The sequence below is a fragment of the Dialister succinatiphilus genome, from assembly GCF_928721695.1.
Lineage (GTDB): Bacteria > Bacillota > Negativicutes > Veillonellales > Dialisteraceae > Dialister > Dialister succinatiphilus.
The window spans coordinates 596,479-616,526 of the sequence record NZ_OV788641.1 but is presented as its reverse complement, the minus strand read 5'-3'; the positions used below and the strand labels follow the sequence as shown (position 1 = coordinate 616,526).

Annotated in this window: 12 protein-coding genes; 10 read left to right on the top strand and 2 right to left on the bottom strand. The window is 52.8% G+C overall.

The window, feature by feature from the left end; all coding sequences use genetic code 11:
* Positions 1–3: 3 nt before the first annotated feature.
* From atpD to NW747_RS02670, 9 genes are all read left to right on the top strand, one after another.
* On the top strand, positions 4–1,437 hold the full coding sequence (gene atpD / locus NW747_RS02710; protein WP_008859681.1) for a F0F1 ATP synthase subunit beta: 1,434 nt from the start codon (positions 4–6) through the stop codon (positions 1,435–1,437).
* A gap of 3 nt (positions 1,438–1,440) precedes the next feature.
* Positions 1,441–1,860 (top strand): F0F1 ATP synthase subunit epsilon, encoded by a 420-nt coding sequence (locus NW747_RS02705; protein WP_273187907.1) that lies wholly within the window; start codon positions 1,441–1,443, stop codon positions 1,858–1,860.
* 130 nt (positions 1,861–1,990) lie between these two features.
* Positions 1,991–2,680: a hypothetical protein gene (locus tag NW747_RS02700; RefSeq protein ID WP_273187906.1), complete on the top strand. Its 690-nt coding sequence runs from the start codon at positions 1,991–1,993 to the stop codon at positions 2,678–2,680.
* A 771-nt stretch (positions 2,681–3,451) separates the two neighbouring features.
* Positions 3,452–3,988: a nitroreductase family protein gene (locus NW747_RS02695; RefSeq protein ID WP_008859686.1), complete on the top strand. Its 537-nt coding sequence runs from the start codon at positions 3,452–3,454 to the stop codon at positions 3,986–3,988.
* A gap of 1,066 nt (positions 3,989–5,054) precedes the next feature.
* A complete protein-coding gene (gene trxA / locus NW747_RS02690) occupies positions 5,055–5,378 on the top strand; it encodes a thioredoxin (RefSeq protein ID WP_008859687.1) in 324 nt (107 codons plus the stop codon).
* A gap of 668 nt (positions 5,379–6,046) precedes the next feature.
* The gene (locus NW747_RS02685; protein WP_273187905.1) at positions 6,047–6,634 is read left to right on the top strand and encodes a DUF8052 family protein; all 588 of its coding nucleotides are present in this window, start codon (positions 6,047–6,049) and stop codon (positions 6,632–6,634) included.
* Positions 6,635–6,726: 92 nt separating this feature from the next.
* Positions 6,727–8,490, top strand: a complete 1,764-nt coding sequence (locus tag NW747_RS02680; protein WP_273187904.1) for a carbon starvation CstA family protein — start codon at positions 6,727–6,729, stop codon at positions 8,488–8,490.
* A 1,712-nt stretch (positions 8,491–10,202) separates the two neighbouring features.
* Positions 10,203–13,562, top strand: a complete 3,360-nt coding sequence (locus NW747_RS02675) for an EAL domain-containing protein (protein WP_273187903.1) — start codon at positions 10,203–10,205, stop codon at positions 13,560–13,562.
* Positions 13,563–13,781: 219 nt separating this feature from the next.
* Positions 13,782–14,084: a hypothetical protein gene (locus tag NW747_RS02670; protein WP_273187902.1), complete on the top strand. Its 303-nt coding sequence runs from the start codon at positions 13,782–13,784 to the stop codon at positions 14,082–14,084.
* Between the two features lie 610 nt (positions 14,085–14,694).
* Here NW747_RS02670 and nrdG read toward each other — a convergent pair.
* Complete coding sequence (gene nrdG / locus NW747_RS02665) at positions 14,695–15,249, bottom strand: anaerobic ribonucleoside-triphosphate reductase activating protein (protein ID WP_008859691.1); 555 nt, start codon at positions 15,247–15,249, stop codon at positions 14,695–14,697.
* Between the two features lie 634 nt (positions 15,250–15,883).
* Positions 15,884–18,094, bottom strand: a complete 2,211-nt coding sequence (gene nrdD / locus NW747_RS02660; protein ID WP_273188271.1) for an anaerobic ribonucleoside-triphosphate reductase — start codon at positions 18,092–18,094, stop codon at positions 15,884–15,886.
* Positions 18,095–19,336: 1,242 nt separating this feature from the next.
* Between nrdD and NW747_RS02655 the strand changes: the two genes are divergently transcribed.
* Positions 19,337–20,035, top strand: a complete 699-nt coding sequence (locus NW747_RS02655; RefSeq protein ID WP_273187901.1) for a hypothetical protein — start codon at positions 19,337–19,339, stop codon at positions 20,033–20,035.
* Positions 20,036–20,048 lie beyond the last annotated feature (13 nt).

Here is a 20,048-nt window from a genome sequence, read left to right as displayed (position 1 = left end):
TTCATGGCAAATGAACAGGAGATGCAGGTAGGTAAAGTCGTCCAGATTATCGGCGCCGTTGTCGATATCGCCTTCGACGATGACAAAGAACTTCCTGCCATCTATAATGCAATCCATGTAAAAGACGACAAAGGCAGCGTTCCTGTAGATGTTATCTGTGAAACCATGCAGCACCTCGGCGACGGCGTCGTCCGCACCGTAGCCATGAGCTCCACAGATGGCATGGTACGTGGAATGAAAGCTGTCGACACCGGCCGTGCAATCGCTACCCCGGTAGGCGACGGCGTCCTTGGACGTATTTTCAACGTATTAGGCCAGACCGTAGATAAAGACCCCACACCGGTCAAAGCAAAAGACTACTGGCCCATTCACCGTCAGGCACCGGCCTTCAAAGACCAGTCCCCGGCAGCTGAAATTTTCGAAACCGGCATCAAAGTCGTTGACCTCATCTGCCCATACGCAAAAGGCGGTAAGGTAGGTCTGTTCGGCGGTGCAGGCGTAGGCAAAACAGTCCTGATTCAGGAACTGATTCACAACGTAGCATCCGAACATAACGGCTGCTCCGTATTCTGCGGCGTAGGCGAACGTACCCGTGAAGGCAACGACCTCTGGGGCGAAATGAAAGACTCCGGCGTATTGAACAAGGTAGCCCTTGTATACGGCCAGATGAACGAACCGCCGGGAGCTCGTATGAGAGTAGCCCTCACCGGCCTTACCATGGCAGAATACTTCCGTGATAAAGAACACCAGGACGTACTTCTCTTCGTAGATAACATTTTCCGTTTCGTACAGGCAGGCTCCGAAGTATCCGCACTGCTCGGCCGTATGCCATCTGCCGTAGGTTACCAGCCAACCCTGGCCACCGATATCGGCGAACTGCAGGAACGAATCACCTCCACCAAGGAAGGCTCCATTACATCCGTACAGGCAGTCTATGTACCGGCCGATGACCTCACCGACCCGGCTCCAGCTGGCGTATTCACCCATCTGGATGCTACCACCGTACTGAACCGTTCCATTGCAGAACTGGGTATCTATCCAGCCGTTGACCCCCTGGACTCCACTTCCCGTATCCTTGATCCGAACGTACTCGGCAAGGAACACTACGAAGTAGCCCGCGGCGTACAGGCTATTCTGCAGCGCTACAAAGAACTGCAGGATATCATCGCCATCCTCGGTATGGAAGAACTTTCCGACGACGACAAAGTCATCGTTGCCCGCGCCAGAAAGATTCAGAGATTCCTGTCTCAGCCATTCTTCGTAGCTGAACAGTTCACCGGTTCCCCAGGAAGATATGTACCGCTGAAAGAAACCATCAGAGGCTTCAAGGAAATCCTTGCAGGTCAGCATGATGATATGCCGGAAGGTGCATTCTACATGGTGGGCACCATTGATGAAGCAATCGAAAAGGCTGAAAAGATGAAGAAAGGGGAATAAGCCATGGCTGATACCCTTACTAATCCTATGCACGTGGAAGTCATCAGTCCCGACGGCGCCATCTACCAGGATGACGGCGTAGACATGGTGGTAGCCCGTGCAGAAGATGGCGAATTCGCTGTCATGAAACGCCATCTTCCCCTTGCTGCCGCTCTTTCCATGTGCGTCGTGCGCATTAAAAAAGCGGACCAGGAGGAAAGAATTGCTGTATTTGGCGGATTCCTTGAAACCAAGAACAGCAAAGTCAATGTCATTGCCCCGCTGGCTGAACTGGCGGAAAACATTGACGTAGCCCGTGCCCAGGCGGCTAAGAAGCGCGCCGAAGATCGGCTGGCCAGCCGCGCCGAAGACATCGACGTGGACCGCGCCAGACTGGCCCTCATGCGTGCCCTCATCCGTCTTTCCGCAACGAAAAGTCTCTAATTCCTACAAAGGAGCTGCAGATTCCTGCAGCTCTTTTGCGTTGGGAAAAAAGGCTGTGAAAAAATGGAAATCGTTTTTTCACAGCCCCTTTTTCATATGGTAAGATAAAGAAAAAGAAAGGAGCATGACCATGAGAAAACGACTCACCGCCTTCCTCACAGCCCTCTTCCTTCTCCTCTCCGGCGCCGCCGCCTGGGCAGACTACACCGAATGGAAAGACAGCAGCTATCCTTTTTCCGCAGCCAAAACCATTTACCTGGACCAGGTGGACATCGCCCAGGTGGAAAATCTCTCCCCTGTGGAAGAATGGAAACTGAAAGACACCTTCTACCGTAAAATTTCAAAAATCAAAGATATCACCATCCTCATAAAAGAACCAAAACCGGAAGGACATCTCGCCTCCGGCACCGGTACAGAAGACGCCCTCATAGGGGGCAGCGACACCGCCATTCCCCAAGAAGCCATAGAAAAAGGAGCAGACATCTACATCCTGCCCCGGATCACCACCTGGCAGACAGACTCCTACCTGGTGCCGGCCCATACAGAATGGAGAAATCGGGAAATCCGCGACGCCTGGCGCGATAAAGATGGAAGATGGCACGAATACTACCGCACCATCACCTACCCCGAATACGTGCCGGACTACTGGGTCCCCTACGCCGAAGTAACAGTCACCTTCGAATGGTACGACACCAAAACAGGCAGCCTCATTGCCTCCAGCGAAGACAAAAGACTGAGAGGCTCGGAAACCCATCCCGAAGACCTCTACGGAAGAATCGTGGACCGGTTTATTAAGAATATGAAGAAAACCCTGGGATAGGGACGGCGGTCGGCTTATGGACAAGCCCCATTGGGCTTGAGGGTTCTCTTGAGGGTTCTAAAGTTTGACGGGGCTATCGCCCCGAGGGTTCTTAAGTTTGACAGCGGCTTTGCCGCTGAGGGTTGTGGTGGCGCCTCTAAATTTATAGAAGGCGCCTTCTTATGATAAAACCTTTACAACCGGGCTTTCGCCCGTGGGTAAACAGGCCAACCGCCCTGCGGGCGATGGAGATTCCCCCTTGCCCGCTTCGCGGGACTTCTCCACGGGAAAGCGTCTCACGAAATTTTCGGCTGCCTTGCGGCCCCCTGCAAATTTCGTTCGCTTGCCACCCCGCAAGCGGTGGCAGAATAACCCGTGCTTACGGTAGAGTCGCATATGAGGAGACTGCCTTTCAGAGCTTTATTGTCCCACCGCTCAGCGGGGGGAAGGTGGTGCCGTAAGGCACCAAAGGGGGGGAAAGCCACCGGAGGTGGCTGATCGAAGTAATGCTTTTCATAACGTGTGACACAGAAAAGTAAATCCCGTAACGCTGACTTCATACTCATCGCCCGAGAGGGCGATACCACAACCCTCGGGGCCGAAGGCCCCGTCAAACTTAAGAACCCTCCGGCCCATAGGGCCGGTCCATCCTAAGAACCCTTTTCCACAACCCGCGGCGCCAGCCCCGCCCCTTTGCGCCCAAAGGGCGCGCCCTCCGGCGCCGCATATGGTATAATAAAAGCAAGGAAGAATCAGGTGAAAGCATAATCAATCATAAAAGGAGGAAGAATCATGGACGAAATTTTCAGAAGAGGAACCTGCCGGTATTTCAAGGAGAAAATGCCGGTACCGGATGATGAGCTTCTTACCCTGGTGAAGGCGGGCATGCAGGCCCGGGCTGTGGGGAACCAGAAGTCCCGGGATTTCATCATCGTCACCAGGGAGGATCTGGTGAAGGCCATTTCCCACAACAGCATCATTGCCGGTCCTGCCCGGAAAGCGTCTGCCGCCATTGTGATTGTGGGAAAGAAGGATGGCATTTCCTTCCCCGAGGAATGGACCTTTGACTGCGCTGCGGCGGCCCAGAATATTCTGGTGGAAGCAGAACATCTGGGACTGTCCACCCTGTGGATGCAGGTTTATCCTTACCAGGACAGAAAAATCCACCTCTGCCACATTCTGGATATTCCCGACGAACTGGATCCCTTCTGCATCATTGCCGTAGGCTATGCGGACAGAGCGCCGGTGCGCATGAACCGCTACGATCCGGATGCCGTATTCCTGGACCTCTATGGAAGCCATAAGAAAACCGTGTACACCGGAAAATAAGGTTCCTGTCTTATCCATCAGATAAAAGACGGGCCCTATTGTATTCGCCATGAAACAATAGGGCCCGTCTTTTGTTTTGTTCGTAAGAAAAAGCATGAATCTTCCATACACGAAAGCCAGTGGACTCATGAGTCCATGAGGGACTGTCTGCTGACCGTGGGAATGGGGAATGGGGATTGGGGACTGGACGGTGCTTTCCAGTATTCCCGAAGGTTGACACGCCCTTACGGGCGTGAGGGTTGAGCCAGCCGCCGGGTCTTTTGGCCCTGGGCCGCCAGGGTTCTGCCTGTGATCGGCTTCGCCTTACAGGCGGGTTGAGGGCTCTCGCCCTCGGGAGGTATGAAGTACCGTTCCACTGGGGAGGTACGGCGCCTTCGGCGCCATTTTTTATACCGCCTTTGGCGGCGAAAACTTCACAACCGCCCTGCGGGCGATGGAGATTCCCCCCTTGCCCGCTTCGCGTGATTTCCCCCGCAGTTCGATTGGTCAATCAAAAGGAAGGCCCTTTTATGGGCAGGCTTAGGGCTTAATTTGACCAACTTGCACATCCTATGCAGGATGTGCACAGTGGCGAACAACCCGTGCTTACGGTAGAGTTGCATATGAGGAGACTGCCTTTCAGAGCTTTATTGTCCCACCGCTCAGCGGGGGGAAGGTGGTGCCGTAAGGCACCAAAGGGGGGGAAGCCACCGGAGGTGGCTGATCGAAGTAATGCTTTTCATAACGTATGACACAGAAAAGTAAATCCCGTAACGCTGACTTTATAAGTATTGCCCGAAGGGCAATCCGCAACCCTCGGCCCGAAGGGCCGTCAAACTTAAGAACCTTCCGGCCCATAGGGCCGGTCAATCTTAAGAACCCTTTTTCCACAACCCTTTTCCACAACCCTTTTCCACAACCTGCCGCCGACAGGCGGCCACAACCCTCGGGGCCAAGGGCCCCGTCAACCCTCACACCGAAGATGTGTCCCTCGGGGCCTTTTCTCTGCTCTTGACTGTTTGACTTTCTGTGTTATAATAAATACATCGAATAAGTTAAATATATAATTTTAAAAGGAGAGAAACCTATGATTACCGAAATTCACAGCCAGGAAGAGTTTAATACAGAAATTGCCAGCCACAAGGGATACAGCCTCATTGATTTCTGGGCTACCTGGTGCGGACCCTGCCGCATGATGGCGCCGGTTATGGAAAACGCAGAAAAGGTACTGGGCGACAAAATCCATTTCTGCAAGGTGGATGTAGATGAGCTGCAGGACCTGGCCGGTCAGTTTGACATTATGTCCATTCCCACCATTATCCTCTTCAAAGATGGAGAAGAAGTGAACCGCATGATCGGTGCGGTTCCCCAGGAAGAATTTATCAGCCAGCTGGAAAATATGATGGCCTGAGCCGCTCAAAAACAGAAGGGGAGGACTGCTTTTTTAAGCAGCCCTCTCTTTTATTATGGAAGATAATCAAAAACGTCATAGTCCAACAGCCATGGCGCTTCTGTTTACATAAAAATTTCAAAAATCTATAAAAGAGGGCTTGCAACTTGGGGAAAAGGTGATATTATATGTACATAAGTTGACCGATGGTCAACTGAAAGCGAAGCAGAAAATTTCCCCGATTCAAATCCCCATGATGAAAGGGAATACAGCTGCCAAGCGAAGAAAAGGAGGTGCGTTGATTCTTATCATTTTTACCTTGGATTTTCTTGATAATAATTTACCCTCTCTCCAAAAACCTGTCGGTTTCCCCGCCGACAGGCTTTTTTTGTTGCCTTCGCAAAGTACTAAATGATAATGAACCAGAGTCAAAACGTTCTGGAGTAAAGTTTCCTGTCGGTAAGGGAAGCCGGTGTGCATCACTCCCATAGGAAACCTTCGTCGAAGCACAAAAGTATCTCTCTTTCAGCGTAAATTTTTCCCGCACCACCACAAATGCACATCATTTTTCTTTGCAGTAGTTATAAGTTTCTTTTATTGGTCAAAAAGGATGAAGAATAGTATATTTAAACAAACACCATCTAATTATGTTCAGCTCAGATGATATTTTGTTATGAAAGGAGGGGCTCATGGGAAGAGAAGAAGCGGTGGAAAGGCTGCTCGCCGGATACCGGCGGTATTACACCATTACCCGCTTTGATGGAGGACGGGAGGAAGAAGCCCGGGGACTGCAGGAGGCAGTCCACATACAAAAGCCTTTCTTCTCAGGACAGGCGGAGCTTTCGGCGGTATGTGAGTATTATGAAGCGGGGGAGAAATATTTCCTCTTCCATTCAGCGAAGCTCTGGTCCACGGCCCAGGAGGAGTTTGTGTTCCTCTTCCAGGTGCCCCGTCTCACCCTGACGGTGTTCAGGGAGCTGGCCCATTTTGCCTATGAGGCGGGCATGGATATGGCTCACATCGGGCCGGGCCACATGTATACCTATATTTCCCCTGTATTTATCTGTGATTCCATGGATGAGGAGGCGGCGAAGGCGCTGATGAAGTGCCATCATTACAAATCCTTCCGATTCTCCTTCCATGGATGGATGGAATACCATGCAGGCGCATTGGAGCTTGGTAGAGGCCGGTTCTATTTCAACCGGGCTGGAAGGTGCATGGAAAAAGGACTTCGAAAAGTATTTGCTGATTATCCGTTTATGAGAAAAGATGCCTGATCATTTACCGGTGTATCCATGACATGGGGAAACTGTGACATTCTGCGGTTTCCAGCGCCGGTTCGTCAACCCCAGGGAAAGGGGGCTCCTTTATGAATACCCTTGTATTACTGGCAGTTTGTCTTGTTATTCTTTTATGCGGTTATATTTTCTACGGCCGATGGCTGGTGAAGCAGTGGGGCGTAGGGAAGGGCGATATTCCCACCCCTGCTCATACCATGGAAGATGGTGTGGACTATGTGCCTGCCAAGGCGCCGGTGCTCATGGGGCACCATTTCTCCTCCATTGCCGGCGCAGGTCCTATTACAGGTCCCATTGGGGCAGCCATGTTCGGCTGGCTGCCGGTGACCCTGTGGGTACTGGTGGGCGGCATTTTCTTCGGCGGCGTCCATGACTTCGGCGCCCTCTTTGCCTCGGTCCGGCACAACGGCCAGTCCATTGGCGAAATCATTTCCGCCAATATGTCCAAAAGGGCCAAGCAGCTTTTCATTATTTTCTCTTATCTGACTCTGATCCTGGTGGTGGCGGCCTTTGCAGCCATCGTGGCTTCCACCTTCGGCGCTGTCTATGAAAACGGCGTGGTGAATGAAGCAAAGAGTGCCACCCAGGCGTCCGTGGCCATGGTATCCCTGCTCTTTATTGCTGTAGCCATTGTATTTGGCTTTGCCGTGTACCGCCGCCACACCGGCATGGTGGCTTCCACCATCCTTGGCGTAGGTGCCATTGTCCTCTGCATGGCCATCGGCATGAATTTCCATCCCTTCTATTTTTCCACCCATACCTGGATGTGGCTCATTGGGCTTTATATTACCATCGCTTCCGTCACTCCCGTATGGATTCTCCTGCAGCCCCGGGACTACCTCTCCTCCTTCCTGCTCTACGCCATGCTCATCGTGGCCATTGTAGGGATTGTAGGAGCTCACCCGGATATTAATCCGGACCTCTTCCCGGCTTACACCGGATTTTCTGTAGACAATGGAAACGGTACCCAGTACCTGTTCCCCATCCTTTTCACCACCGTAGCCTGCGGCGCTATTTCCGGTTTCCATTCCCTCGTTTCCTCCGGCACCACCTCCAAGCAGCTGGATAAAGAATCTGATGCCAAACCCATTGCCTATGGCGGCATGCTGCTGGAATGCGTACTGGCCATTATCACCCTCTGCGCCATTGCCTACGCCAGAGAAACAGGCCATGTGAAAGGGGCTACCGATATTTTTGCCGGCGGCATTGCAGCCATGATTGGCGCCATTCCGGGGCTGGAATCCATGGAAAGAAGCATGTACACCCTGCTGGTGCTCACCTATTCAGCCTTCTGCCTCACTTCCCTGGATACCGCCACCCGTCTGGCCCGCTTCATGTTCCAGGAATTCTGGCTGGAACCGGGGCAGACTCCGAAAGACATTGACGGCAGCTTCAAGAAACTCATGGTGAATCCTTACTTTGCCACCATCCTCACCGTCATCCTGGGCGTGCTCCTGGGCATGGGCGGCTTCATGAAAATCTGGGGCCTCTTCGGGGCAGCCAACCAGCTTCTGGCCGGCATCGGCCTTCTGGCGGTAGCCACCTGGCTTGGCAATGCAGGAAAGAATAACAAAATGTTCCTCATCCCCATGACCTTCATGATGATCGTCACCTTAAGCTCCCTGGTCATCATCGTAAGAAACCAGATTATCATGATTATGAACGGCACCACCGACTGGGGCCCCTACGCCCAGGCCGGCATTGGCATCCTTCTCATCGGCCTGGCTCTGGAACTGGCCGTGGAAGGCTATCGCACCATTATCCATCAGCGGAAACAGGCGAAACTGGAAAAAACAGCAGAACTGTCTGCCGGACTGGATGAAATGGAAGATTAATGGTAGAAATCAAAGCAGCGGACTTGGAAGTCCGCTGCTTTTTTACGTGAAGGATGAAAGGGCATAACCGTTTTGATGGATCGGTATGGAAAATGGGGACTCGGGACTGGGGACTCGGGAATGGGGATTCGGGACCTGGGCGGTGCTTTCCAGTATTCCCGAAGGTTGACACGCCCTTACGGGCGTGAGGGTTGAGCCAGCCGCCGGGCCTTTTGGCCCTGGGCTGCCAGGGTTCTGCCTGTGATCGGCTTCGCCTTACAGACGGGTTGAGGGCTCTCGCCCTCGGGAGTTATATAGTATCGCTGCGCTGGCGAGGTACGACGCCTTCGGCGCCATTATATATGCCGCCTGCGGCGGCAGGAAAACCATACAACCGCTATTATGGACAAGCCCCTTTGGGGCTTGAGGGTTCAAAGGGTGGTGCTTTCCAGTATTCCCGTAGGGGCCTGCGCCTGCGGCGCAGAGGGGCCTATAGCATCCATCGGGCCTCTGGCCCTCGGTGCCAGGGGTTGTGTAGAAAGATTGCATCGCTTCGCTCAGGGGGCCGCCGATTGGCGGTCAGGACCGCGATGGAGTATCCTACGGTGCTCTGCCCCGTACACCCTTTCCCGCTTCGCGGGACTTCCCCTCAAGGGGAAACGAGAAATAGGTGGCACTGGATATTGTGTCACATATGACACAGACAGCCAATCCCGTAACGCCTCTTGCGTCCCCTTTAGGGGAAGAGGGCCACGAAGTGGCGAAGGGGTGGACGGTGGTAAGAATGATTATGATATTCTTATTCTATGTCTTATCCCCCTAAAGGGGAAACGACTCACTACATTTTGCGCGTCGCTCTGCTCCTTCAACCACTGCTGTCACTGACTCACTGGATTTTCAGGTCGCTGATGCTCCCTTACAAATCCAGTTCGCTAGTACAAAATGTGTTCGCTGTGCATCGCTTCGCTCAGGGGTCCGCCGATTGGCGGTCAGGACCGCGAGGGAGTATCCTATCGGTGCTCTGCCTTGTTACACCCTTTGCCTCTTCGAGGCGTTCCCCTCAAGGGGAAACGAGAAGTATGGAGAGGAAAAACAGCGAGTCATATACTTCAGTTACCATTTCGGCGTTTTCCCCCTTTGTTGGCTCGCGCCACCACCTTGCCACCACTTCGTGGTGGGACTATGGATGCTTAGCCATGGGGCCATGTCTCTACAAGAAAGCATAGAGCGATTTATTCTGTCCCCGGATGGGGGAAAGTCCGGCGCAGCCGGATAAGGGGGAGCCGCGTAGCGGCTAATTACCAGAATGCGTATCATGCCATATGGCACTGAAAGTAAATCCCGTAACGCTGACTTCATATTCATCGCCCTGCGGGCGATACCACAACCCTCGGCCCGAAGGGCCGTCAAACTTACGAACCCTCCGGCCCATAGGGCCGGTCAATCCTAAGAACCTTTTTCCACAACCCTTTTCCACAACCCGCCGCCGACAGGCGGCCACAACCCTCGGGGCGAAGCCCCGTCAACCCTCACACCGAAGGTGTGTCCAAAAGCAGCTTCTATAGAATATATTCTTTAATTCAGGTGAAAAATGGAGTACAATAGAGGAAAGAAGTTGCAAAGACTATTAAAAAGACCTGCATAAAAAATGAGAAGCAAATGGGAAGCGCTGGCTCTTTCATGGAGTATCAGGTCTCTATGTCTTTTCCGTAGAAGGGCAGGAAAGTGAGCTTATGGACAGGAATGAGGGTGTACTGAAATATCTGGATGATTTTCCGGGAGGGGTCTGTCTCGTTTCCCGGGATTCGGAGGAAAGGATTCTGGCGGTGAATCCAGAAGTCCTTCGCATTTTTGAATGCACCTCAGAGCAGCAGTTCATGGACTTTACCCATGGATATTTCCGGAATCTCGTGGCCGCAGAGGAATTCCGTTCGGTGGCCGATTTGTATGAAAGCCGTGAACAAAAGGCAGATTACAGTTTCTGGGGATTTTCCAGCAGGACCAGGACCGGTCATTTCATTCGGATTGAAGGCATTTTCGGCCCTTCTGTGGACGAGAAGCGGGGGCCTCTGTGGGTGGTGGGCCTGGTGAAGAGCACCGTGCGCCATGACGCATTGGAGACTGATGGAGCTACCGGCCTTCTGGGACCCCATGCTTTTTACCGGAATGTGAAGGCCTTTCTTGAACAGGAGAAAGCGGAGGGTACTCTGGGACAGCGGGTACCGGTGTTTATCAACCTGGTCCATTTTTCTTCTTTTAACAGCAGCTATGGTTTGGAAGCGGGGGATACCCTCCTTTATCAGATGGGACAGGTGATTCGAAGCTGTTTCCCCGATGCGCCGGCAACCCATGTGGGGGCTGATAATTTTCTGGTGATGGCATCTCGCAGCGGCATTTCAGCGCGGATGGACCGGGTGGTGGCAGAAATCAATGACCTCATTCATGACAGGGTCATCCGCTGCAAGGCGGGGGTTGTCCTTTTTGATGAGGACCATGAGCCGCCGGAGTCTCTGAAAACCCTGAAGTGCCGGGATATTTTCGATATGGCCAAAATGGCGGCGGACTCTATCCGGGAAGATGGGAACCGGAGCTGGGCAGTGTACAATTCATCTATGGGCCGGGATATGGTGAATACGGCCTTTGTGCTTCGGAATTTTGAAAATGCCATGGAAAAGGGCCATATCCATGTGTACTACCAGCCCATTACCAGAGCCCTGACGGGAAAGGTCTGCAGTGTGGAAGCCCTGGCCCGGTGGGAGGATCCGGAAAAGGGCATGATTTTTCCCGGCAACTTCATTCCGGTGCTGGAGAAGATGAAGCTTATCCACCTGCTGGATCGCTATGTCATTGAATCCACCGCCCGGATTTACCATCGTCTGAAGAAAGCGGGATATCCTATCATTCCTGTATCGGTGAACCTGTCCCGGGTGGATTTTGATACCATGAAGCCCTTTGACTTCATGGAAGAAATCATATACCGGTACCAGGTGCCCCGCCAGTTTTTCCATATTGAAGTGACGGAATCTGCGCTGACCCGGGATACCGGCGTCTTGAAGAATGAACTTTTCCGCTTTAAGAAGGCTGGCTACCAGCTCTGGCTGGATGACTTCGGCAGCGGCTACTCTACTCTCAATGTGCTCAAGGAATTTCCTTTTGACTTATTAAAAATCGACATGGCTTTCCTTCGGAATTTCAACGAAGAAAGCCGCAAAATCATTCGGTCCATTATCCTTATGGCAAAGAATCTGTCCATCCATACCCTGGCAGAAGGGGCGGAAACGAAGGAGCAGGTAGATTTCCTGAGGGAGTCGGGCTGCGAGGACATTCAGGGCTATTTCTACGGGAAACCCATGAGCATTGAGGAGTTTGAGGAGAAGCTGGGCGAAGGCAGCTATGCAGCAGAAGGACCGCTGGAAAAGGTGGTCATGGACCGCATTGGTCTGGTGAATGTGCTCACTGACAAGCCGGTGGGACTCTTCCTCAATCGGAAGGACCGGTTCGTGCTTCTTTTGAAAAATGATGCACTGAAGCAGGTGGGTGATGCGGTATATGGGGGCGGCAATATTTACTTTGAAGGAAACGAAGTGCTCCACAGCAATCCCGTGTATCCATGGATGCAGGCCCTCATTGATGGAAGCCGGGAGAGCGGCCAGGAACAGTCGGTGGTGGCCATGCGGAACGGCTTCATGCTGAAGAATTCCATTCATACACTGGCAGGCAGCGATACGCTCTCTGGAGGTACCGTGTCGGTGATCAATATGTCCGTGAAGAATGAGAACGGTCCCATAAAGACCTTGGATACCCTGTACAGGAATATGATGCGCATTTTCGATGCCCTCTATTATTACCAGGGCGACAAGAATACGGTGGATGTCATCCTTTCCACCATCCCCGGCATGAAGCCGGGCTCTGTCCTCCCCGGGGCCCAGTGGATCCAGTTGTCGGAAAGCTATGTGCATCCTGATGACAGGAAGCAGTTCATGCAGTTTATCCAGCCGGAAAATATCCAGAAAGTGGCGGCCGATTCCATCCATCGCCTGTCGTCTGCCCATTTCCGCATCAAAGACAGCCGTGGCCAGTATCGCTGGAAAGAAGTGATTGCCATGGTCATGGGGCAGGCGGCAGAGAATCATATCCTCCTGGGGGCGAAAGAAACGGCCCTTACACCGCTGGCGCCAAAGGAAAGAGCAGCGTTCCTCCGCCTCTATGCAGCTACCCTGCCGGGGGTGCGGGATAAAGAAACGAAGGAGGAAAAGGAGTGGAACTTCGTCCATGCCCTTCAGAAAAAGTCGGAATTCAAATTTTTCTGGAAGGACCGGAATCGGAGATTCCTCGGTGCCAGCGACGCCTTCCTTCGGTATTACGGCTTTTCCGATGAAACGGCCATTCTGGGAAAAACGGATGAAGATATGGGATGGCACCTGGGAGACAGCTCCTACAGGGAAGAAGAAGAAAAAGTCCTTCATCGCGGCGTGATTTCCGAAAAGGTGAGAGGCCAGTGCATTGCCCGCGGCCGTGTCCGTGCCATTTCCGCCACCAAAGTACCGGTGTACCAGGGAAATGAAATCATCGGCCTTCTGGGCTGGTTCATAGACCTTGGGGACGAAGAACAGGAAAAAGGACAGAACGTCCGCCGCTTCTATATGGATGAAGAATCGGGCTTTTTGAGCTACCGGGGCATTATGATTTCCGCCCAGCACTATGACGATGCATTCCATACCAGCGGTGCTGACTATGAAGCCATCCTCCTTAAAATCCCGGGCATCGAATCCTTTGGCAGAGAATACGGGAAAACCGGCAGGCGGCTGCTGATACAGGCTGTGGGAGATGCCATCAGGAATACCTTCGCCTCCACCTCCGTCATCGGCAGAGAGGGGATAGACAGCTTCCTCATCTTCCGGAACGGAGAAGAAGAAAGGGCATTGAAGAAAAAACTGGATAAACTGGCGGAAGACCTGGGCCATATCCACTCCGCCGGCGGCTACCCCTGCACCCTCTTCCTGGGCTGGGCCCTGGTCCGGGGAAGGGAAGTCAAGAACCTGGACGATATCCGCTCCCTCCTTATCCGCAGAACCGCCTACTATAAAAAATAAAAAAGCGTCCCTTCGGGGACGTTTTTTATGTGGCATTCGCAGAGCAGGGAACGACCGCCATTGATCATTGAACAGGGCTCTTCTGAGACCCCCTTCCGTCTCGCTCAGCTGTCAGAAGGGAGAGGCAGGTCAAATGAAGAGGAGCCTGCCTTTTGTCTGCCCGGCCGATGCAGGCAGATAACTCAGCAGGACGCCCATGATTTCGGGAAATCCTACGGCATGGACGGCCGAAAGAAACTGGTCCGCCGGATTGCCGAAGAAATCCGGAACTGCTTCGGCACCAGGGCCGTCATAGGCCGCATGGGAGTCAACCGTTTCATTATCCTCCAAAACAGGGAAGAAGAGGGAATGATAGAAAAAGAACTGGGCGCCCTGTCCGGTAAACTCCAGGCCATCCACAGTGTGGACGGCTGGCCCTGCACCCTTTTCCTCCGCACCGCCCAGGTGGACTGCACGGAAACGGAGGATGTGGATGAAATGAAGACACTCCTGCTCCGCCGGTTATCCGGCAATGAAGCATAAGAAAAAGGGGCTGTGAAGAAATGATTTACCTCTCTTCACAACCCTTTTTTCAATGACTTTTTTCTGATGGTCATCTGCCAAGCCCCTGCGTCATCTCGAGGAAAGGGGGGAAATCTCCATCCACCAATGAGGAGGGAGATCTCTCGGCTCAGAGCATCATCGAAGTGGTTTCCATCTACCCCCCATACCGGCACGTTCCTCCGCTCGAGATGACGGTGGCGGCGGACGCCCCTATCGTCATTTCGATGGTGGGAGCGGAGTGGAGACATCCTACGCTTCAAATGGCCGAAACGCCGCCTTGCCCCCCTCTTGTCATTTCGACCGTAGCCGGTCAGCCGCCAATAGGAAAGCCTCTTATTGTGCAGGCTAGAGGCCAACTTCGGCTGACTTGGAGACTCTATGCAGAGTCTCCACAGAGTGGAGAAATCTCCTTCCACCAATGAGGCGGGTCACCTGCCGTCATTTCGAGGGGACCGGCAGTATATCATTATATGAGAGTCATAAAAAAGAGGCTTTGAAGAAATACTTTACCTTTCTTCAAAGCCTCTTTATCCTATGAACCGGCTCGCTTCCGGCGGGCAGAAGATTCTGCCCGAGCCGCGAAGGGACCTTAGATTTTGGAATTGGGGGACATGCTGGTGTCTCCGGGATCCCAGGAGACGATTTTGCCGGTGGTGAGGCTCTTCTGTACGTCAATGGTCCGCTGGTTGGAGGAGCCTTTGAAGAGGAGGGTCACGTCTTTTTTGTCCAGCATGAATTCCCCGTCCACCAGGACGTCGATGCGCTTTAACAGTTCCATGGTTTCCGGCATGACTTTGGCGAAATGGCCCAGAAGGTCTTTATCGAAGAGGTAGCCGGTGAAGCACCAGATGGTCTTGTGGGGATAGAGTTCCTTGAACCGTTTCACCAGGGGGAGGAGGCCCTTCTGGTTCACCGGTTCCATGGGCTCACCGCCTAAGAGGGTGAGGCCTTCATAGAATTCATGGCCCAATTCTTTCAGGATATAGTCTTCCACATCCTTCGTGAAGGGCTTGCCATAGTTGAAGTCCCAGGTTTCCGGGTTGAAACAGCCTTTGCAGTGATGGGTGCAGCCGGACACAAAGAGGGAAAACCGGATGCCCGGACCGTTGGCAATATCGTATTCTTTAAAATTGGCGTATTTCATGGATGGACTCCTTGTATAATATATCAATATATCATGTGAAAAAGGCGGCGCCGAGCGCCGCCGGGTTCAGTGCCCTTTGGGGGGCTGAAGGTTCTTAAGATTGACCGGCCCATAGGGTCGGAGGGGTCGCAGGTTTGACAGCGCCTGCGGCGCTGAGGGTTAAGGTGGCGGCTTTGCCGCTATTTTTATATACCGCAGCTAATCGGCGGGTAAAGTTCCTCCTTTAGGAGAAGGGGGCGTTAGGGAAGCGCTGATTAAATCATTGTTTGCTTTTATTCTTGAATTTTTATGCAATGCGAGGAATGGGCTGACGCGAATAGCGAGCTATTTAAGGAAGCCCATGACGAAACAGTGCATAAAAATTCTTATAAAAGAAAACTCTATGAATTAATCAGTGCTTCCCTAGTACCCAAAGGGGTGTGTTTCCAACGGGCGGAGCCCGGTTGTGAAGGCTTTCCATTCTGCGAAGCAGAATTACAAAACTCATCGCTCCGAAGGAGCGATACCACAACCCTCACAGCCGCAGGCTGTGTCAAACTTCAGAACCTTAAGAACCCTCGGGGCCAAAGCCCCGTCAACCCTCACGCCGAAGGCGTGAGGGTTGAACCTTGGGGCCGCAAAGCGGACCCTCTTATCAGAGATGCAGCACGCGATCCTTGATTTCCTGGGTACGGCCCTGGTTCCAGAACTGGGTGCCGATGTAGCCGCAGGTTCTCCGGGCTACGCTCATCTTGTGCTGGTCCCGGTTGCCGCAGTTGGGGCATTCCCATACCAGCTTACCGTTTTCATCTTCCACGATTTTGATTTCTCCGTCGTAGCCGCAGACCATGCAGTAGTCGCTCTTGGTGTTCAGTTCAGCGTACATGATGTTTTCATAAATGTACTTCATCACCGTGAGGACAGCGGGGATATTGGTCTGCATGTTCGGCACTTCGATGTAGGAAATGGCGCCGCCGGGGGAGAGTTTCTGGAAGTCCGATTCAAATTTCAGCTTGTGGAAAGCGTCAATCTTTTCTGCCACATGGACGTGGTAGCTGTTGGTAATGTAGTTCTTGTCGGTGACGCCGGGGATAATGCCGAACCGTTTCTGCAGGCATTTAGCAAATTTGTAGGTCGTGGATTCCATGGGGGTGCCGTAGACGGAGTAGGAAATATTTTCCGCTTTTCTCCATTCGGCACACTTATCATTCAGCTTCTGCATGACAGCCATGGCAAATTTCCGGCCCTCTTCGGTGGTGTGGGAAACGCCCAGCATGCGGACGCACATTTCATAGAGGCCTGCATAGCCCAGGGAAATGGTGCTGTAGTTGTTGAAGAGGAGCTTGTCGATGGTTTCGCCTTTCTTCAGACGAGCCAGGGCGCCGTACTGCCAGAGAATGGGGGCCACGTCGGACACGGTGCCCAGAAGCCGTTCGTGGCGGCAGCGGAGGGCCCGGTGGCAGAGCTCCAGCCGGTCTTCCAGAATCTTCCAGAAGCGGTCCATGTCTCCGTCAGAAGAGCAGGCCACGTCTACCAGATTGATGGTGACTACGCCCTGGTTGAAACGGCCGTAGTATTTGTGCTCCCCATGGGGTCCCAGGCCTTCGGTATCGGGAGTGAGGAAGCTGCGGCAGCCCATGCAGGGGTATACGTCGCCATTCTTCAGACTCTTCATGATTTTTGCGGAAATGTAGTCCGGTACCATTCTCTTGGCGGTGCATTCGGCAGCCAGCTTGGTGAGGTAGTAGTAGGGGGAGTCGTCATGGATATTGTCTTCATCCAGTACATAAATGAGCTTCGGGAAAGCCGGGGTAATCCATACGCCCTTTTCATTCTTCACGCCCTGCATTCTCTGGCGGAGCACTTCTTCGATGATCATGGCCAGGTCCTTCCGGGTCTGTCCGTCCGGCACTTCGTCCAGGTACATGAACATGGTGACGAAAGGAGCCTGTCCGTTGCAGGTCATGAGGGTAATGAGCTGGTACTGGATGGTCTGGATGCCCGATTTGATTTCTTCCTTCAGCCGCCGTTCCACAATTTTTTCAATGATGTCTTTATCCATGGATTCGCCGGTTTCTTTTCTTTCTGCAATCACTTCTTTTGTGATTTTCTTGCGGCTGATATCTACGAAGGGAGCCAGATGAGCCAGGGTAAAGGACTGGCCGCCGTACTGGTTCGATGCTACCTGGGCCACGATCTGGGTGGTCACATTGCAGGCAGTGAAGAAGGAATGGGGCTTCTCAATCAGAGTCTGGCTGATGACTGTGCCGTTCTGCAGCATGTCTTCCAGGTTGATGAGGTCGCAGTTGTGTTCCCTCTGGGCGAAATAGTCGGCGTCATGGAAATGGATGATGCCTTCTTCATGGGCCTTCACGATTTCCTCCGGCAGCAGTAGTCTTCTGGTGAGATCCTTGGACACTTCGCCGGCCATGTAGTCACGCTGGGTGGAATTGATAACAGGATTCTTGTTGGAATTTTCCTGCTTCACTTCCTCATTGGACAGGTCGATGAGGGACAGAATGCCGTCATCGGTGGTATTGCTCTTACGGGAAATCTCTCTCTTATACCGATAGCGCACATACTTCTGTGCCACCTCGTAGCCCCGCATTTCCATAATGCCCGTTTCCACCATGTCCTGAATGTCTTCCACATTCACCGCATGGGGATAGGAGGCAATCTTTTTGGCAATGTTGTCAGCTACCGCACGGATCTGGAATTCATTCATCTGGTGAATGGACTCCACTTCCTTATTGGCCTTGCCGATGGCATTGATGATCTTGGAAATATCAAAAGACACTTCCTGTCCGTTTCTCTTGATTACATTCGTTTTTACGTGAATCACGTCGGTATACTCCCTGTTTTCCATGTAAGACACTCCCCTGTTTCCTCTAAGTTACGATTTCAGCCTGTCATGCCTGCTATGTCGATAGAAATGATGTGAATAGTAGATGAAATCATGCATTCTACTAAATATAGTCTAAACGCGCAAATAAAGACACAACATATTGTGCCGGAGATAATCATACACCAACTGGAGAGAAAAGGGAATAGACAATTTTGGTCCTTTCGAATCCTCTAATTTTACGTTCGCCGGCAGGAAATTTCGAAAAATGCCGATATTCCTTGAAAAGGAAAGAATTTGGAAAATTGGAAGGGGTCGAAAGGGAACCTATGGAATTTTTCTATAGCTATGTATAAGGGATGGGAGACTGGGGAATGGGGATTCGGGATTCGGGACCGGGAACTGGGGTGGCTTACTGCTGCCTGGGGCTTTGTGGCTTGAGGGTTCTAAAGTTTGACGCGCCTCCAGCGCGAGGGTTGTGGTGGCGCCACTAAATCTATAGAAGGCACCCTCTTATGATAAAACCTAACAACCGGGCTTTCGCCCGGGGAAAAACATGCCAACCGGGCTTCGCCCGAGGAAATGCGTTTCTTCCTTTGGTGCAACCACTTCGTGGTGGCACTATGGATGCTTAGCCATGGGGCCATGTCTCTACAGGAAAGCATAGAGCAGTTTATTCTGTCCCCCGGATGGGGGAAAGTCCGGCGCAGCCGGATAAGGGGGAGCCGCGTAGCGGCTAATCACCAGAATGCTTACTATGTCATATGACACTGAAAGTAAATCCTGTAACGCTCTCGTTTCCCCTTGAGGGGAAGTCCCGCGTAGCGGGAAAGGGTGTACGAGGTAAGCGGAGAGAATAGATACTCTATGCTGACGTGACCGCCGCAGGCGGCTTATAAAACTCATCGCCCGAGAGGGCGATACCGTCACCTTCAGCGCCGTAGGCGCTGTCGCCCCCTGAGCGAAGCGAACACAACCCGCCGCCGACAGGCGGTCACAACCTTCGGGGCGAAGCCCCATCAACCCTCACGCCGTAGGCGTGTCCAAGGCCGGTCCATCTTAAGAACCCTTTTCCACCACCCTTCTACACAACCCGCCGCCGACAGGCGGCCACAACCTTCGGCCCGGAGGGCCGTCAACCCTCCCCTCTGAACCCTCTGAACCCTTTGAACCCTCTGAACCCTCACGCCGCAGGCGTGTCCATGGTGTGTCCAGAAGCTCCGCCCCTCCATGGTATAATAAAGAAAAGACAGAAGGAGCATACCTATGACATATAAAATTCAATTTCTGGCAGCAGCCATGGTTTTTCTTTTTCCATTCTTCAGCCAGGGGGAGGACATATCCACCATTTCCATAGAGAAAAATGGAGACATGGTGGAGGCACCGGCTCCGGCGCCGGTGTCTCCGGAAGCCTGGATACCGAAGAAGGTGAAGAAGGAGTCCTCCCTGCAGACCGAGGACCAGGGACTGCGGCAGGCGGTACTGGACTATTTTGCCGATTCCACCTATGACGAAAGCCTGATGAACTACGCCTGCAATTTCACCGACCTTTCCGGTGACGGCGGCAAAGAGGCCCTGGTACTTCTTGAAAGCCCTTACACCGACCGGGATGGGAAGCCGGAGCTCCTTATCTTTAACCGGGACGGGGAAGGCTGGCACATGGAGCAGGAAATCACGGGCATCTCAGTGCCTTTCCTGATTCCCCGGCGGGATAAGAAGGCTGGCAGCAGCGATTTCAGTCCCCTCTATTTCATGGAAGACGAAGAAACAGGAGGGACAACGGTGAAGAAACTGAGCCCTCAGGGCCATCTCTATCCTCTGGCCGCCAACGGGGAGCCGGTGGAACTGAAATCTTTGAAAAAAATGAAGGGGCAGGCCTTCTTCTGCGCCGTGAGTAAAAAGAAGGAGCCTCTCCGCTGGTTCTCCCTGGCCCCGGCGGAAACAGGGAATCCTTCGATTTCATAAAGGGGGCATACCT

Excerpts from the sequence above, each read along its gene's own strand:
- atpD (WP_008859681.1), top strand. The coding sequence starts at position 4 with ATGGCAAATGAACAGGAGATGCAGGTAGGTAAAGTCGTCCAGATTATC.
- NW747_RS02705 (WP_273187907.1), top strand. The coding sequence starts at position 1,441 with ATGGCTGATACCCTTACTAATCCTATGCACGTGGAAGTCATCAGTCCC.
- NW747_RS02700 (WP_273187906.1), top strand. The coding sequence starts at position 1,991 with ATGAGAAAACGACTCACCGCCTTCCTCACAGCCCTCTTCCTTCTCCTC.
- NW747_RS02695 (WP_008859686.1), top strand. The coding sequence starts at position 3,452 with ATGGACGAAATTTTCAGAAGAGGAACCTGCCGGTATTTCAAGGAGAAA.
- trxA (WP_008859687.1), top strand. The coding sequence starts at position 5,055 with ATGATTACCGAAATTCACAGCCAGGAAGAGTTTAATACAGAAATTGCC.
- NW747_RS02685 (WP_273187905.1), top strand. The coding sequence starts at position 6,047 with ATGGGAAGAGAAGAAGCGGTGGAAAGGCTGCTCGCCGGATACCGGCGG.
- NW747_RS02680 (WP_273187904.1), top strand. The coding sequence starts at position 6,727 with ATGAATACCCTTGTATTACTGGCAGTTTGTCTTGTTATTCTTTTATGC.
- NW747_RS02675 (WP_273187903.1), top strand. The coding sequence starts at position 10,203 with ATGGACAGGAATGAGGGTGTACTGAAATATCTGGATGATTTTCCGGGA.
- NW747_RS02670 (WP_273187902.1), top strand. The coding sequence starts at position 13,782 with ATGGACGGCCGAAAGAAACTGGTCCGCCGGATTGCCGAAGAAATCCGG.
- nrdG (WP_008859691.1), bottom strand. The coding sequence starts at position 15,249 with ATGAAATACGCCAATTTTAAAGAATACGATATTGCCAACGGTCCGGGC.
- nrdD (WP_273188271.1), bottom strand. The coding sequence starts at position 18,094 with ATGGAAAACAGGGAGTATACCGACGTGATTCACGTAAAAACGAATGTA.
- NW747_RS02655 (WP_273187901.1), top strand. The coding sequence starts at position 19,337 with ATGACATATAAAATTCAATTTCTGGCAGCAGCCATGGTTTTTCTTTTT.